The sequence below is a fragment of the Burkholderia sp. Se-20373 genome (assembly GCF_017104705.1).
GTDB lineage: Bacteria > Pseudomonadota > Gammaproteobacteria > Burkholderiales > Burkholderiaceae > Burkholderia.
In genome coordinates, this window is sequence record NZ_JAAGPH010000003.1 from 1 (window position 1) to 14,766 (window position 14,766).

Below are 14,766 nucleotides of genomic sequence, written 5' to 3' on the forward strand. Positions count from 1 at the left end.
TCGCCACTCGCCACCAGGTGCAAGCACCCGTGCTGCCGTTCGACTTGCATGTGTAAGGCATGCCGCCAGCGTTCAATCTGAGCCAGGATCAAACTCTTCAGTTTAAACCTGTTACTGTTTTCGGTTCAGTTAAGAACCGGTCGCTCACTCAAAGCTGACAGGAATATGAATCACTTCATAAACCTGACTTACTTTAGTGTGAGACTCTTGATACTTTCGCTATCTGATCCGAGGATCAGCTCGCTTTCATCAAGCGCCCACACTTATCGGCTGTTAATTTTTAAAGAGCATTCTGCGAGGAACTTCGTGTTTCCCAGCAGCGCTGCGTTTTCAGCAGCAGAGAAGCGAGATTATGAACCGTGTTTCGCAGTTCGTCAACAACTTTTTACACTGCATCGTTGCGACTGCGGGGCTCAACTTCCAGGCCAGTGGCGCGCTCCAGACTCCAGCACACCGCCCGCCCTGCTTCCCTTCCCCCGCGCCGCGTTTCCGTTAGCGCGAAAGAGGCGTGATTGTAGGCAGCCTCTTCGATCTACGCAAGGGGTTTCTCGAAAAATATGAGGCCCCGCACGCTGCCGCGTGCGGGGCCTCATATGGAAGCAGCCGAACCGTCAGGCCGCCGCGCGCACCTGGCGCGCGACGATCTCCATATAGTGATCAAGATCCGGCGTCACCTTGCCTTCCTCCTTCGCCGTATCGTCCCAGCGGCGCAGACGCAGTGCGTCCTCCGCGAACGGGCGCTGCAGGAACGCCGCCGCCTCCTCTTCACTGTAGATGCCGCCCTGCAGCGCGAGGCTGCGCACCGAGTCCGGCGACAGGCTCTCGAAATAGCCGGCGTCCGTGCGGCACAGGCAGCGCTTCGCGTCGACGTGCAGCCGAATCGGCTCCAGCACAGCGTCGGAAAACAGCGGCCGCAGGAACGGCAGCACGTAATACTGATGCAGATCGTCGATCCCGCGCGCGCTCGGCGTCTCGCCCTGGCGATTCAGCAGATGCCCGAGGTCATGCAGGAACGCGGCCGCGACCAGCGCTTCGTCAGCCCCCGCCTCTTCGGCCAGCAATCCACTCTGCAATGCGTGCTCGAGCTGCGTGACCGGCTCGCCGCTATAGGCCACATGGCCATGCTCGCGATACAGCCCGTGGATCTCTTCCACCGTCAATGCCATTCATTCACTCCCAAGGCAGCGAAAACGTCTTCAGGTTCGTGAAGCTCTTCATCGCCTCCTGAACGCCTTCCTTGTAACCGAGCCCCGAATCCTTGATCCCGCCGAACGGCGACAGCTCGATCCGGTATCCGGGCACTTCCCATACATTCACCGTGCCGACGTTCAGCTCGTTCACGAACCGCACGACCGCCGCCGTGCTGTCGGTACAGACGCCGGACGACAGCCCGAACGCCGTCCCGTTGCTGATCCGGATCGCGTCGTCGATCGTGTCGAACGTGATCACCGGCGATACCGGGCCGAAGGTCTCCTCGCGCACGATCGTCATCGACGGATCGACGTTGTCGAGCACCGTCGGCGCATACAGCGCGCCGCGCCGCACGTTGCCGGTCAGCAGGCGCGCCCCCTGCACGACCGCCTCTTCCACTCGCGCCTCGAACAGCCGCGCCGCTTCCTCGTCGATCACCGTGCCCATCTCGTTCGCGGGATCGGACGGATCACCGTACTTCCATGCGCGCGTCTTCTCGACGAGCAATTCGGTGAACGCGGGCGCGATCGAGCGCTGCACCAGCATCCGCTTGACGGCCGTGCAGCGTTGGCCCGAATTCCGGTACGAGCCGAGCACAGCCAGCGACGTCGCGCGGTCGAGATCGGCATCGTCGAGCACGATCAGCGGATCGTTGCCGCCCAGTTCCAGCACGATGCGGCGGTAGCCGGCACGCGCAGCAATCGCCTTGCCGATCGCCACGCCGCCCGTGAAGGTAATCAGCGACGCGTGCGGGTGCGTGACGAGTTCGTCCGCGATCTCGCGCGGATCGCCGGTCAGCACCTGCAGCATCGGCTCCGGCAAACCGGCTTCATACAGCAGGTCGGCCAGGTAGAACGCCGACAGCGGCACCTTCTCCGACGGCTTCACGATCACACGGTTGTTGGTCGCGATCGCCGGCGCGATCTTGTGCGCCACCTGGTTCATCGGATGATTGAACGGCGTGATCGCGACGATCACGCCGTCGAGCGGCTGGCGCTGCGAGAACACGCGGCGCGCCTTGCCGTGGGGCGTCAGGTCGCACGAGAAACTCTGCGCGTCGTCGCGCAACGCCTCGACCGCCGCAAACTTCAACACGTCGGCCGCGCGGCCGATCTCGTAGCGGGAGTCCTGTTTCGACAATCCCGATTCGAGCGTGATCAGGTCGGATGCTTCCTCGGTGCGCTCGCGCAACAGCGCGGCCGCACGCTCGAGGATCTGCGAACGCTCGTACCGCGTGAGCGTCGGCCGGTACGCCATCGCATAGTCGAATGCCGCACGCACATCGTCGACGCTCGCCAGCGGCACCGTCCCGACGCGGGTGCCGGTGTAAGGGTCCATGACACCGAGCGTGCGTTCCCGCGTCGCGCGGGTGCCGCACCAGCGCAGCGCCTCTGCACGAAACGCCGGATGATCGTGTCGGGGATGAGCCATCATGTCGCGACCCGGTTCAGCACGAAATCGAACACGTCGAAGTTGCGCAAGCGACGCGCAGGATCGATCGGCTCGATACGGCGATTGAACAGCAGCGGTACTTCCTGCTCCGACACGCCGCCATGCGAACGCAGCGGCACCGTGAGGCCCGACAGATCGTGTTCGCGCTCGCGCGTGCCGAGCGTCATGTCGCGGCGGCCGATCACGACGAGATCGCCGATCCGGTCGGCCGGCAATTCGAAACGGGCGGCGGCTTCCGCGTTGTCCAGCACGAGTTCGACGCCGTCGAGGCCGCCGACGCGCCACATCGCCTCGGCCCGGTCGACGCCCGGCGCCAGATAGACGGTCGCAAACGAGCCGAGCGCGCCGTGGTGCACGACGTACGGATCCGTGATCGGCAGGATCACGCGCGCGGCCTGAGCGCCGTACCAGCCGTCGAATGCGTCCTGCAGATAGATGACGTTCGGCCGCCCCGTCGCGGGATCGTGCTTCGCGTTCATCCCGTGATCGGCCGTGAGGCCGATCGCCCAGCCGAGCGCGTCGAGCTGCGCAAGGTAGCCGTCCATCATCGCGTAGAACGCGTTCGCGCCGACACTGCCCGGCTCGCACTTGTGCTGCACGTAATCGGTGGTCGACAGGTACATCAGGTCGACCTGGCGCGTCTGCGCAAGCCGCACGCCGGCCGCGAACACGAATTCGGACAACGCCGCGCTGTAGACGTCCGGCGACGGCAGGCCGACCCAGTCGAGCACGTCGACGATCCCGTTTTCGGCGAGATTCGCCTGCGCAGCCTTCTCGGCCGAAAAGCAGATGCCGTTCAGTTGCCAGCCGAGCAGCCGGCGCAGCTTGTCCTTTGCCGTCACGACAGCGACCCGCGCACCGGCGTCGGACGCCGCCGCGAGCAGCGTGCCGGCCCGCAGGTAGGCCGGGTCGTTCATCATGACTTCGGCGCCACGCCCGCCGTCGGCGGCCGGATCCCAGAAATAGTTGCCGCAGATCCCGTGAACCGACGGCGGCACGCCGCAGACGATCGACAGGTTGTTCGGGTTGGTGAAGGTCGGCACGACGCAATCGGCGCGCCACGCCGTGCCTTCCTCGATCATCCGGCCGATGAACGGCGCGACGCCCGCTGCCACCGCCCGTTCGAGATAGTCGTACTCGCAGCCGTCGACGCAGACGACGACGGTCGGTTCGACCGGCAGCCGGTAGTGCCGGCCGTTGACGTCGACGGAACGTCCCGCGAGCCCCGTCGATGCGCGGGCTGCCAACGCGTCACCGGGCTGGCGCAGTGCGAACGCGGCGTTCATGATGCCACCCGCTTGCCGCGCGGCACGCGCGCCGCGATCAGCAGCAGCGCCGCGAGCGACGCGCCGAGCATCAGCAGCGACAGTGCCGATGCCGGAAGGTAATACCCGCGCTCCACCTGGCCGATCACGACGATCGGCACGGTGGCGAAGCCGGGCGGATAAACCGTGAGCGTCGCGCCGAGCTCGCCGAGCGACAGCGCGAACCCGAGCGCGAGGCTCGCGCGCAGCGCCGGCACGAGCTGCGGCAGCAGCACGCGGCGCAGCACCATCGCGGGCGGCGCACCGAGGCTTGCCGCCGCTTCGCGCAGCACGGTCAGTTCCGGACGCAGCGCGGCGGCCGCGCAGCGATAGCAGAACGGCAAAATCAGCGCGAGCTGCACGAGCACGACGATCGCCGCCGAACTCGACAGGTCGACCGGCTTCTGGTGATACGCGATCAGCACCGCAAGCCCCAGTACGACGCTCGGCACGCCGTTCGGCACCATCACGAGCGCGTCGACCACTGCACCGAGGCCGCGCCGGTCCCGCCCTTCGAGCGCCAGTGCGAGCCATAGCCCCAGGATCGTGCCGACCGCCGACACGCCGAAGCCGATTTCCAGGCTCGTCAGCAGCGCATCGTATTCCGGCGACCCGAGCCGCTCGAACCAGCGCAGGCTGTAGCCGGCCGGCAGGATCGTGCCCGACCACTGCGTCGACACGCTCGACAGCGCGACGACGATGACCGGCAACACGAACAGCCAGAAGCACGCGAACGCGGCCAGCGCGAGCGCGGCGCGCGACGCATGCTTGAGCACCGTGTCGCCCCAGCCGATCTGGTGGCGCGGCACCGCTTGCCCGATACGAAATTCAGCGGACATCGTTCCCTCCCGTCGCGCGCCGGTTCACCCGGCGATAAACCGCATACAGCGCCAGCGACAGCGCGAGCATCACGACCGCGCCGGCCGACGCGGTCGGCAGGTCGAGGTCGACGGTCGCGCTGCTGTAGATCGCAACCGGCAGCGTCACGAGCCGCGCGCTGCCGAGCACGAGCAGAATCCCGAATTCGTTCAGCGTCAGCAGGAAACACAGCACGGTGCCGGCGGCGATGCCCGGCCACGCGATCGGCAGCACGACGCGGCGTGCCAGCATCCAGCCGGACGCGCCGAGGCTGCGCGCGGCTTCGATCAGCCGCAGGTCGAGCGTCGCGAACGACGCGAGCGTCGGCCGCACGACGAACGGCGTATAGAACACGGTCTGCGCAAGAATCACGCCGCCGATGCCGAACAGGAAATCGAGCGGCGGATTCTCGAGATGGAGCAGGTGCTGCAGCGCGATGCTGATCGAGCCTTGCGAGCCGTACAGGAAGATCAGCGTGAACGCGACGAGGAACGACGGGAACGCGACGTACAGCTCCAGGAAGCGCGTGACGAGCGACGCACCCGGAAACGGCTTGAAGAACAGCAGTGCAGCCAGCAAGACGCCGAGCACCGACGCGGTGCCGGCACTCGCGAACAGCACGCCGAGCGTGGTCAGCAGCACGCTGCGCGTGTCGGGGTTGCCGAAGAACGTGCGGTACGCGGCGAAACTCAGCCCGTGGTCGCCCGACACGCTCAGCAGCACGAGCCGCACCAGCGGATAGACGACGAGCGGGCCCAGCAGGACGATCGCGAGCGCGGCCAGGTGCAGGTCGCCCATGCGCTTGCGGCGCCGCGCGGCGGCGGCGTGCGCGGCGGCCGGCGCGAGCACGTGCGGCGGCAGGCCGGCTTCAGGGCTCGATAAGGACGACATCGTCTGCCTCGCAATGCAGGGAAACGCGCGCACCGCGCTCGGGAGCCGCACCGCGGCCGCGTTGCATCGTGACGCGCACCGGCTCGTCGGGGGCCGCATCGATCGTGACCGCGATCGACAGGTCCGCGCCCTGCCATTCGACGGACGACACCGTGCCGTGCAGCCCGCCCGCGGCGGGCGGCATCAAGGTCAGGCGCTCGGGGCGCACGCAGGCGACCTTGCCGCGCACTTCGTGGCGCGGATCGCCGAGCGGGAAGATCACGTGGGGCGGCAGCAGGTTCGCCGGGCCGAGATAGCGTGCGACGTAGCCGTCCTGCGGCGCGTCGTACAGCTGCTGCGGCGTACCGAGCTGCGCGATGTGGCCGTCGCGCATCAGCAGCGCGCGATCGGACAGCACGAGTGCGTCGTCGCGGTCGTGCGTCACGCAGACGACGGTCAGGTTCGGCAGGCGCTCGTGCAGCGCCTTCAGTTCGCTGCGCACCGAGGCGCGCAGGTTGGCGTCGAGCGCCGACAGCGGCTCGTCGAGCAGCAGCACGTCCGGCTCGATCACGAGCGCACGCGCCAGCGCGACGCGCTGCTGCATCCCGCCCGAAAGTTGCGCGGGCAGGTGATGGCCCGCATCGCCGAGCTGCACCAGCTTCAGCGCATCGGCGACGCGGCGCGTCACTTCCGACGACGCCATGCCGCGTGCGCGCAGCCCGAATGCGACGTTCTCGAACACCGTCAGGTGCGGGAACAGCGCGTAATTCTGGAACAGCAGACCGAGATTGCGCTTGTGCGGCGGCGCATAGGTCAGGTCGCGTCCGGCCACGGTCAGCGTGCCGGTCAGGCCGTCGGCCTTCACGAACCCGGCGATGAAGCGCAGCAGCGTGGTCTTGCCGCAGCCGCTCTTGCCGAGCACGGTCAGAAATTCACCGGCACCGATCGACAGCGACAGATCTTCCAGCACCGTGCGTGCGCCGTAGCGCACGCTCAGGTGTTCGATCTGCACGCCGCCCGGCGCGCCGGACCGCAGGGTTGCCTGCGGTTCGGCGGCACCGAATGCGCCGGGATGGGTCAGGGTGGTTTCCACCGGGTTCATCCTCTTGCTCACAAATACAGGCGGCGTGCGCCGATCACTTCGGCTTGACGACGTCGAGCTGCTTACCCGAGCTGCCGATCACGTCCTTCTTCCAGCGCTCGATCCACACCGGCTTCTTCGCCATCACCTGGGTCCAGTCGACCGGGATCAGCTTCACGCCCGCGATCGCCTTCTTGACCGCTTCGCCGTTCTTGCCGGCCAGCGGCACGTCCGTGCGGCCCGGGATGCCGTACATGTCCGGTACCTTCGACTGCACTTCCGTCGACATCAGGTAGTCGATCAGCTTCTTGCCGGCGTCCTGGTTCGGGCCGCTCTTGATCAGGCCGATGCCGTACGGGAGCTGGAACGTGGTCGGCTGGTCGCCTTCCTTCGCGGCCAGGAAGATCGGCTTGACGGACAGCGCGCCGTGTCCGGCGTCGTCGAGGTCCATTTGCAGGTCGCCGTTCGCGACGCTGATTTCGTTACGCGACAGCAGCACGTTCAGGTAACCCGTGCCCTTCGTATGGAACTTCACGCTCTGCGACAGCTTCGCGAGGTAGTCGAACGCCTTGTCCTCGCCCATCAGCGACGTCGTCAGGATCAGCACGGCCATCCCGTCGCCGGCGGTGGCCGGGTTCGAGTACGCGACCTTGCCGGCGTAGGCCGGCGCGAGCAGGTCGGCGAACGTCTTCGGCTGGTTCTTCACGACGTCCGGGTTGATCGCGAACGAGAAGTAGTTGTTCACGAACGTCGCCCACGTGCCGTCTTCAGCCTTCGCGATGGCCGGCACGTTCTTGTAGTTCACGCTCTGGTACGCCTGCAGCAGGCCCATCTGGCCAGCTTGCTGAATGAACGGCGGCAGCGTGACGATCACGTCGGCCTTCGGCGAGTTCTTCTCGATGTTCGCGCGGTTGACGACTTCACCGCTGCCCGCCGTCACGATGTTGACCTTGACGCCTTCCTTCTTCTCGAAAGCCGGCAACACATCGCGATAGAGGTTCTCGAGACCGTCCGCCGTATACAGCACGACCGCGCTCGCCGCATGGGCGGGCAGCGCGGCGCCCATCAGGCTGGCGACGCTGGCGGCCAGCGCAAGCTTGCGGAACGCGCCGGCAGCGGCGCGCGAGGGTTTCTGCAGTGTCATCTGACTTCTCCGTAGGCGGAACACCAAATGGCCGGGGCACGATCCGGCTCTCCTGTTATCTCCGGGCAAGGCCGATCGACGGCCCGCCTTGCTACCGCGCCGAGGTGAGGTTTCGCGCGGCAAGCGAAGGATCACAGCGTTCGATGACAAACCCGTGACGAATGCGGCAATTTCCAAAAAATGACACATTTTGCCAATATCATGCAAGTCATTCAGAAATGCTGCTCGGCGTTTCTTCCGACCTTTGCAGAGGAAAACCATGTCCGATCCGATTCTCCTTACGCCTGGCCCGCTCACCACGTCCGCCACAACCCGCCACGCAATGCAACACGACTGGGGCTCGTGGGATGCCGCTTTCAATCAATTGACGGCCAGCGTCTGCGCCGATCTCGTCGCGATCGCGCACGGCGGCGATGAATACGTGTGCGTGCCGATGCAGGGCAGCGGCACGTTCTCCGTCGAAGCCGCGCTCGGCACGCTGGTGCCGCGTGACGGCGTCGTGCTGGTGCCCGACAACGGCGCGTACTGCGCGCGCATCCTGAAGATCCTGGGCCGGCTGGGTATCGAAGCCATCGCGTTGCCGTTCGGCGAGGACGCGGCCGTCGATCCGGCCGCGATCGAAGCCGCGTTCCTGCGCGAGCCGCGCATCACGCACGTCGCGCAGGTGCATCTGGAGACGAGCGCCGGCATCCTGAACCCGCTCGACGACATCGCTGCCGTGTGCCGGCGCCACGGCAAGCGGCTGATCGTCGACGCGATGAGCTCGTTCGGCGCGCTGCCGATCACGCTGGCCGGCAGCGGCATCGATGCGCTGATCTCGGCGAGCGGCAAATGCCTGGAAGGCGTGCCGGGGATGGGGTTCGCGATCGTGCGGCGCGACGCGCTCGACGCGAGCGAAGGCAACTCGCCGTCGCTCGCGCTCGATCTCCACGATCAATACGCGTACCTGCGCAAGACGGGCCAGTGGCGCTTCACGCCGCCGACGCACGTGATCGCCGCGCTGCGCGCCGCGCTCGATCAGTACCTCGCCGAAGGCGGCCAGCCGGCGCGCGGCGCGCGCTATGTGGACAACTGCCGGACGCTGATCGAATCGATGCACGCGCTCGGCTTCACGCCGTTCCTCGATGCGAGCGTGCAGGCGCCGGTGATCGTCACGTTCCACGCGCCCGACCACCCGGCCTACGATTTCCGCCGCTTCTACGACGCGGTGCGCGACGCGGGCTTCATCCTGTATCCGGGCAAGCTCACGCAGCTCGAGACGTTCCGTGTCGGCTGCATCGGCGCGATCGACTCGAACGATATCCGCCGCGCGGTCGCGGCCATTGCGCAGGCGGTCGAATCGCTCGGCATCGCAGTGCAGCGCGCGTAAGCGCCGTACCACGCCAGCCGGCAGATCCGCCGGCGCCCGCACGCAAAAAAGCCCGGCGGCCTTGCGGCTGCCGGGCTAACGCACCGGATCTGCGTGGAGCCGGTGCTTACAGTTCGATCCGCTTGATGTCGCCGACCACGAAGATGTACGACGCCGCACCGACCAGCGCGATCACGCCGATGAACACGAGCGCGCCGACGAACGACCCGGTCGACGCGACGATGAAGCCGACCACGAGCGGCGTGACGATGCCCGCCAGGTTCGCCGCGAAGTTGAAGATGCCGCCCGTGACGCCGAGCAGGCCGTCCGGCGCGATGTCCGATACGAGCGTCCAGCCGAGGGCGGCCATCCCCTGCGCGAAGAACGCGACCGACATGATCGCGATCACGGCCTCGTTGCTCTGCACGTAGTTCGCGAGAATGATCGTCGATGCGAGCAGCAGGCCCGCGATGATCGGCAGCTTGCGCGCGAGGTTCGCGGACTTGCCGCGACGCAGCAGCCAGTCGGAGAAGATTCCGCCGAACATCACGCCGACCGACGCGGCGATGAACGGCATCACCGCGAAGAAACCGATCTTCAGCCAGCCCATGTGGCGCTCGGTGGCGAGGTAGGTCGGGAACCAGGTCAGGAAGAACACGAGCGTCGAGTTGCCGGCGAACTGGCCGAGGCAGATGCCCGCGAGCTGGCGCTTCTTCACCAGTTGGCCGACCATCGCCCAGCTGAACTTGGCCTGCGCCGGCTTGTCGCCCTTGTCGCCGCTCTTGCGCACACCGTGCACGAGACCGCCGCCCGCCTCGATATAGGCCAGCTCCTCCGAATTCGCACCCGGATGGTTGCGCGGCTCGTGATAGAACTTCCACCAGACCAGGCCGAACACGATACCCACCGCGCCGACGACCCAGAACAGCGAGCGCCAGCCGAACGCCCCCATCAGCGCGAACAAAACCGGGCTGAAGAACGCGAGGCCGATGTACTCGCCGACGGTGTAGGTCCCCGTCGCCATCGCACGCTCGTTCTGCGGGAACCACGTCGCGACGACGCGGCTGTTGGTCGGGAAGCACGGCGCTTCCGTCACACCCAGGCCGAGCCGGCAAGCGAGCAGCGTCGCGACGCCCGGCACGAAGCCTTGCAGGAACGTGCACAGCGACCACAACGTCATCGACCAGTAATAGGTGATCTTGCTGCCGAAACGATCGAGGAACAGGCCGCCGGGAACCTGCATCGCGACATACGTCCACGAAAACGCGGAAAACATGATGCCCATCACGGCCGCGTTGATGCCGAGCTCCTTGGTGAGCTGAGGCGCAGCCACCCCCAGCACGGTGCGGTCGAGATAGTTGATCATCGTGCCGATCGCGAGCAGCGCGAGAATCTTGTAGCGCGCCGAAGTGCGCCGGACGGTGCCGGACGCCTGCGCCGGCGCGGCGCTCGTGTGGGTGGTGTGCTGCATGGTCGTCTCCTGGTCTCTCTTTATGGAAGGGGTCAGCGCGCGACGAGCGACTGAAAGTGTTCGAACATCCGCTCGGCGTCGGGCGTGCGTCCGGTGAAGATCTCGAACGCGTCGACCGCCTGGTAGACGGCCATCCCGCCGCCCGGCAGCGTGGCGCAACCGGCCGCGCGCGCCGCGTGGATCAGTTCGGTTTCGAGCGGGAAGTACACGATGTCGGCGACCCACATGCCCGCGTGGAGCAGTTCGGCAGGCAGCGGCAGGCCCGGATGCTTGGCCATGCCGGTCGGCGTGCAGTGGATCAGGCCCGTCGCGGCGCGCATCGAGGCCGCGAGATCGTCGCCCTGCACGACGCGTGCCGCCGGGAAGCGCTGCTGCAGTTCGGCTGCGAGCGCGGCGGCGCGCGTGCCGTCGACATCGAAAATCGTCAGTTCGGCCGCGCCCATCTGCAGCGCCGCATGCGCCACGGCCGCGCCCGCGCCGCCCGCGCCGAGCTGGACGACGCGTTCGAGCGACGCGCCGGGCAACCCGCGGCGGAACGATTTCGCGAAACCCGACCAGTCGGTGTTGTGGCCGATCCGCTTGCCGTCCTTGAACAGCACGGTGTTCACCGCGCCGAGCGCGCGCGCATCGTCCGACAGTTCATCGAGGTGCTCGATCACGCGCTGCTTGCACGGATGCGTGATGTTCAGGCCGTTGTAGCCCATCCGCTGCGCGGCGTCGAGCAGTTGCGGCAGCGCGTCGACGGTCACGCCCAGCACATCGAGATCGATGCGCCGGTAGACATAGCCGAACCCCTGGCGGAACCCTTCTTCCTCGTGCATCGCGGGCGACAGCGAGCCGCCGATGCCCTGGCCGATCAGGCCGATCAGAAACGACGGGCGGCTCATCGCGCGGCTCCCTGCGCGAACAGCGTCGCCAGACGCTGCAGCGCGAACACGTAGCCCTCGGTGCCGCAGCCGCAGATCACGGCTTCGGCGAGCGCCGACACATAGGAATGGTGACGGAACGCCTCGCGGCGATGCACGTTCGAGATATGCACTTCGATCACCGGCTTCGCGATCGCGGAAAGTGCATCGGCCAGCGCCACCGACGTATGCGTATAGGCGGCCGGGTTGATCACGATGCCGTGCGTGTCGTGACGCGCGGCATGCAGCCAGTCGATCAGCTGGTGCTCGGCGTTCGACTGGCGGAAGTCGATCTCCAGCCCGAGCGCCTCGCCCGCCGTACGGCAGCGCTGCTCGACATCGGCGAGCGTTTCGGCGCCGTAGATATGGGGCTCGCGTGTGCCCAACAAATTCAGGTTCGGGCCGTTCAGCACGAGCACCTTGTGCTTGCTCATCGTGTTTCTGCTCCTGAAACAGGGGCAGACCACGATCGGCGCCGCCCCGAAGACATCGGAATGTGGCGCTAGTGTGCGCCCGTGCAAGCGGGCTGTCTTTTCGGGTTTTCGCTAATTTGTACCACCTAGTTAGTTTGTACAATATGAATCACCAGCCTAGTAAATTCGGGATATGGCGCCCGTCATGAACTCAACGACTGGTTCATTCAGGGTCGGTTCGACCGACGCCATGCCCGCTCATCCTCAGGAATCGCCCATGCAGCGCTCGATCGCCACCGTGTCACTGTCCGGCACGCTCGCCGAGAAACTCGCCGCCATCCAGGCCGCAGGCTTCGACGGCGTCGAAATCTTCGAAAACGACCTCGTCTACTTCGATGGATCGCCGGCCGACGTCCGGCGCATGGCCGCCGATCTCGGCCTCGACATCGTGCTGTTCCAGCCGTTTCGCGACTTCGAGGGGGTGAGCGCGGCCCAGCTCGCCCGCAACCTCGACCGGATCAAGCGCAAATTCGACGTGATGCATGCGCTCGGCACCGACCGCATCCTGGTGTGCAGCAACGTATCGGCCGACACGATCGCGGACGACGGGCTGCTCGTCGACCAGCTCGGCGCGCTTGCCGAAGCCGCGCGGCAGGCCGGCGTGGTCGCCGCGTACGAAGCGCTCGCGTGGGGCCGCATCGTGAAGCGCTACGGCCATGCGTGGAAACTCGTGAATGCCGTGAACAGCCCGCACCTCGGCCTGGCGCTCGACAGTTTCCATACGCTGTCGCTCGACGATTCGCCGGACGCGATCGCCGACATCCCCGGCGACCGGATCGCGTTCGTGCAGATCGCCGATGCGCCGAAGCTCGCGATGGACGTGCTCGAATGGAGCCGCCATTTCCGCTCGTTCCCGGGCCAGGGCGACTTCGACCTCGCACGCTTCACCGCGCGCGTGATCGAGTCGGGCTATACGGGGCCGCTGTCGCTCGAGATCTTCAACGACGGCTTCCGCGCCGCGCCGACCGCAATCACGGCCGCCGACGGCCATCGCTCGCTGCTGTATCTGGAAGAACTGACGCGCGAACGGCTCGCGCAGGACGGCCGCGCGCCGGCCGCCGACCAGCCGCTGTTCGCGCCGCCGGCGCCGCCCGCGCACGTCGGGTTCCAGTTCATCGAATTCGCGGTCGACGCGCAGGCGGCGGCGACCGTCGGCGAATGGCTCGGCCGGATGCGCTTCCGGCTCGCGGGCCGCCATCGCTCGAAGGACGTGACGCTGTTCCAGCACGGCGCCGCGTCGATCGTGCTGAACGCCGAGCGCGACTCGTTCGCCGATGCGTTCTTCCAGCAGCACGGGCTGTCGCTGTGCGCATCGGCATTCCGTGTCGACGACGCGAAAGTGGCGTTCGAACGCGCGGCCGGCTTCGGCTATGCGCCGTTCTCCGGCCGCGTCGGCCCGAACGAGCGCGTGCTGCCGAGCGTGCAGGCGCCGGACGGCAGCCTCGAATACTTCGTCGACGAAGCGCCGAACGCGCCGACGCTGTACGAATCGGATTTCGTGCTGACCGACATCGACGGCCCGAGCGAAGTCGGCCCGCTCACGGGTATCGACCACGTGTGCCTCGCACTGCCGGCCGACGCGCTCGATACGTGGATCCTGTTCTTCAAGACGGCATTCGGCTTCGAGGCGGAACGCAGCTGGCTCGTGCCCGACCCGTACGGGCTGATGCGCAGCCGCGCGGTGCGCAGCGCCGACGGCTCGGTGCGGATCGCGCTGAACGCGTCGGTCGACCGGCACACGGCGGTCGCCGAATCGCTCGACCGCTATCACGGCACGGGGCTGAACCACGTCGCGTTCCGCACCGACGACATCGTGAAGACGATCGCCGCGTTCGCGGCCGACGGCATTCCGTTCCTGCGCATTCCGCCGAACTACTACGACGATCTCGCCGCACGCTACGCGCTGCCGGACGACCTGATCGACACGCTGAGCACGCATCACCTGCTGTACGACCGTGACGAACACGGCGGCGAATTCCTGCATGCGTATACAGAACTGGTCGACAACCGCTTCTCGCTCGAGATCGTCGAGCGGCGCGGCGGATACGACGGCTACGGCGCGACGAATGCGGCCGTGCGGCTCGCCGCACAGGCGCAGCGCAGGAAATAAGGGAAGGAAGCCGACAGGGATTCAAGGGGCGCATCACATTCGCGCCCGCGGCCGCCTCAAAGGGCCACATCTTGCGCGCACCATCGTGGGGAATCGCTTGGCCGCACCCCCGCCCGCGCGGCTCGCCGCGAGCGGGCCGGAAACCGCATTCCATCGGGCGTTACATACGGTAACCCGTACCGCAGTGCAGCATCCCGTCGCCCCGTGCCGTTTTAAGAATCGCTTAAGTCTTCGACGGCACCATCCGCAACCAGTACCCCGATGGTTATCTCGAAAAGGAGGAAAGCGATGAGCGCCGTAGAAGCACCCGCGGGCCGCCCGGCCGCGCCCCCTGCAAAGAAGACGATGCTGCGCCGCCTGCTCAGTCATCATGAAATCGCGACGCTGCTCGTGCTGCTGCACGCACCGATCGGCGCCAACGCCAAACCCGAACTGCCTGCGCTGCAGGAAGCCGGTCTCGTCGAGATGGTCAAGCTCGACACCGAAACGGCACCCAGTTTCCGGCTGACCGAAGACGGTACCGCCGTCCTGAAAGGGCTCGGCTACCGCTGAGCCGCCG

The 14,766-nt window shown here is 66.8% G+C and carries 13 protein-coding genes and 1 rRNA gene; 3 read left to right on the forward strand and 11 right to left on the reverse strand.

The genetic code is table 11. The features are described from left to right. The 8 genes from G3N96_RS01380 to phnS all read right to left on the reverse strand — a co-directional run. Positions 1 to 104: ribosomal RNA gene (locus G3N96_RS01380) — 16S ribosomal RNA — on the reverse strand; the annotation flags it as partial. Positions 105 to 611: 507 nt separating this feature from the next. Next, a complete protein-coding gene (locus tag G3N96_RS01385) occupies positions 612 to 1,166 on the reverse strand; it encodes a phosphonate degradation HD-domain oxygenase (RefSeq protein WP_206135978.1) in 555 nt (184 codons plus the stop codon). A 4-nt stretch (positions 1,167 to 1,170) separates the two neighbouring features. Beyond that, complete coding sequence (gene phnY, locus G3N96_RS01390; RefSeq protein ID WP_206135979.1) at positions 1,171 to 2,625, reverse strand: phosphonoacetaldehyde dehydrogenase; 1,455 nt, start codon at positions 2,623 to 2,625, stop codon at positions 1,171 to 1,173. Then, the gene (gene phnA, locus G3N96_RS01395; RefSeq protein ID WP_206135980.1) at positions 2,622 to 3,929 is read right to left on the reverse strand and encodes a phosphonoacetate hydrolase; all 1,308 of its coding nucleotides are present in this window, start codon (positions 3,927 to 3,929) and stop codon (positions 2,622 to 2,624) included. The genes phnY and phnA overlap by 4 nt, the downstream gene beginning before the upstream one ends. Then, the gene (gene phnV, locus G3N96_RS01400) at positions 3,926 to 4,786 is read right to left on the reverse strand and encodes a 2-aminoethylphosphonate ABC transport system, membrane component PhnV (RefSeq protein ID WP_069252527.1); all 861 of its coding nucleotides are present in this window, start codon (positions 4,784 to 4,786) and stop codon (positions 3,926 to 3,928) included. Before phnV ends, phnA begins: the two co-directional genes overlap by 4 nt. Beyond that, positions 4,776 to 5,696 (reverse strand): 2-aminoethylphosphonate ABC transporter permease subunit, encoded by a 921-nt coding sequence (locus G3N96_RS01405; protein WP_206135981.1) that lies wholly within the window; start codon positions 5,694 to 5,696, stop codon positions 4,776 to 4,778. Before G3N96_RS01405 ends, phnV begins: the two co-directional genes overlap by 11 nt. Then, complete coding sequence (gene phnT, locus G3N96_RS01410; RefSeq protein WP_011353963.1) at positions 5,674 to 6,777, reverse strand: 2-aminoethylphosphonate ABC transport system ATP-binding subunit PhnT; 1,104 nt, start codon at positions 6,775 to 6,777, stop codon at positions 5,674 to 5,676. Before phnT ends, G3N96_RS01405 begins: the two co-directional genes overlap by 23 nt. Before the next feature lie 34 nt (positions 6,778 to 6,811). Continuing rightward, positions 6,812 to 7,900 carry a 2-aminoethylphosphonate ABC transporter substrate-binding protein gene (phnS, locus tag G3N96_RS01415; RefSeq protein ID WP_206135982.1) on the reverse strand — a complete coding sequence of 363 codons (1,089 nt, stop codon included), beginning with the start codon at positions 7,898 to 7,900 and terminating at the stop codon, positions 6,812 to 6,814. Positions 7,901 to 8,159: 259 nt separating this feature from the next. Between phnS and G3N96_RS01420 the strand changes: the two genes are divergently transcribed. Beyond that, on the forward strand, positions 8,160 to 9,269 hold the full coding sequence (locus G3N96_RS01420) for a 2-aminoethylphosphonate--pyruvate transaminase (protein ID WP_124584738.1): 1,110 nt from the start codon (positions 8,160 to 8,162) through the stop codon (positions 9,267 to 9,269). A 106-nt stretch (positions 9,270 to 9,375) separates the two neighbouring features. Here the strand turns inward: G3N96_RS01420 and G3N96_RS01425 are convergent, their stop codons facing one another. From G3N96_RS01425 to aroQ, 3 genes are read right to left on the reverse strand one after another with little or no spacing between them, the layout of a single operon-like run. Further along, a complete protein-coding gene (locus G3N96_RS01425; protein WP_124584740.1) occupies positions 9,376 to 10,719 on the reverse strand; it encodes an MFS transporter in 1,344 nt (447 codons plus the stop codon). Positions 10,720 to 10,751: 32 nt separating this feature from the next. Then, complete coding sequence (locus G3N96_RS01430; RefSeq protein ID WP_089475716.1) at positions 10,752 to 11,606, reverse strand: shikimate dehydrogenase; 855 nt, start codon at positions 11,604 to 11,606, stop codon at positions 10,752 to 10,754. Next, positions 11,603 to 12,058 carry a type II 3-dehydroquinate dehydratase gene (aroQ, locus tag G3N96_RS01435; RefSeq protein WP_089429019.1) on the reverse strand — a complete coding sequence of 152 codons (456 nt, stop codon included), beginning with the start codon at positions 12,056 to 12,058 and terminating at the stop codon, positions 11,603 to 11,605. Before aroQ ends, G3N96_RS01430 begins: the two co-directional genes overlap by 4 nt. Before the next feature lie 256 nt (positions 12,059 to 12,314). On the opposite strand from aroQ, the gene G3N96_RS01440 reads away from it, so the two are divergent. Then, entirely contained in the window at positions 12,315 to 14,207 is a 1,893-nt protein-coding gene (locus G3N96_RS01440) for a sugar phosphate isomerase/epimerase and 4-hydroxyphenylpyruvate domain-containing protein (RefSeq protein ID WP_206135983.1), read from the forward strand. Between the two features lie 288 nt (positions 14,208 to 14,495). Then, positions 14,496 to 14,759 carry a hypothetical protein gene (locus tag G3N96_RS01445; RefSeq protein ID WP_039367795.1) on the forward strand — a complete coding sequence of 88 codons (264 nt, stop codon included), beginning with the start codon at positions 14,496 to 14,498 and terminating at the stop codon, positions 14,757 to 14,759. Positions 14,760 to 14,766: the final 7 nt, after the last annotated feature.

Excerpts from the sequence above, each read along its gene's own strand:
- phnS (WP_206135982.1), bottom strand. The coding sequence starts at position 7,900 with ATGACACTGCAGAAACCCTCGCGCGCCGCTGCCGGCGCGTTCCGCAAG.
- phnA (WP_206135980.1), bottom strand. The coding sequence starts at position 3,929 with ATGAACGCCGCGTTCGCACTGCGCCAGCCCGGTGACGCGTTGGCAGCC.
- G3N96_RS01440 (WP_206135983.1), top strand. The coding sequence starts at position 12,315 with ATGCAGCGCTCGATCGCCACCGTGTCACTGTCCGGCACGCTCGCCGAG.
- G3N96_RS01430 (WP_089475716.1), bottom strand. The coding sequence starts at position 11,606 with ATGAGCCGCCCGTCGTTTCTGATCGGCCTGATCGGCCAGGGCATCGGC.
- phnY (WP_206135979.1), bottom strand. The coding sequence starts at position 2,625 with ATGATGGCTCATCCCCGACACGATCATCCGGCGTTTCGTGCAGAGGCG.
- aroQ (WP_089429019.1), bottom strand. The coding sequence starts at position 12,058 with ATGAGCAAGCACAAGGTGCTCGTGCTGAACGGCCCGAACCTGAATTTG.
- G3N96_RS01385 (WP_206135978.1), bottom strand. The coding sequence starts at position 1,166 with ATGGCATTGACGGTGGAAGAGATCCACGGGCTGTATCGCGAGCATGGC.
- G3N96_RS01445 (WP_039367795.1), top strand. The coding sequence starts at position 14,496 with ATGAGCGCCGTAGAAGCACCCGCGGGCCGCCCGGCCGCGCCCCCTGCA.
- phnV (WP_069252527.1), bottom strand. The coding sequence starts at position 4,786 with ATGTCCGCTGAATTTCGTATCGGGCAAGCGGTGCCGCGCCACCAGATC.
- G3N96_RS01405 (WP_206135981.1), bottom strand. The coding sequence starts at position 5,696 with ATGTCGTCCTTATCGAGCCCTGAAGCCGGCCTGCCGCCGCACGTGCTC.
- G3N96_RS01425 (WP_124584740.1), bottom strand. The coding sequence starts at position 10,719 with ATGCAGCACACCACCCACACGAGCGCCGCGCCGGCGCAGGCGTCCGGC.
- phnT (WP_011353963.1), bottom strand. The coding sequence starts at position 6,777 with ATGAACCCGGTGGAAACCACCCTGACCCATCCCGGCGCATTCGGTGCC.
- G3N96_RS01420 (WP_124584738.1), top strand. The coding sequence starts at position 8,160 with ATGTCCGATCCGATTCTCCTTACGCCTGGCCCGCTCACCACGTCCGCC.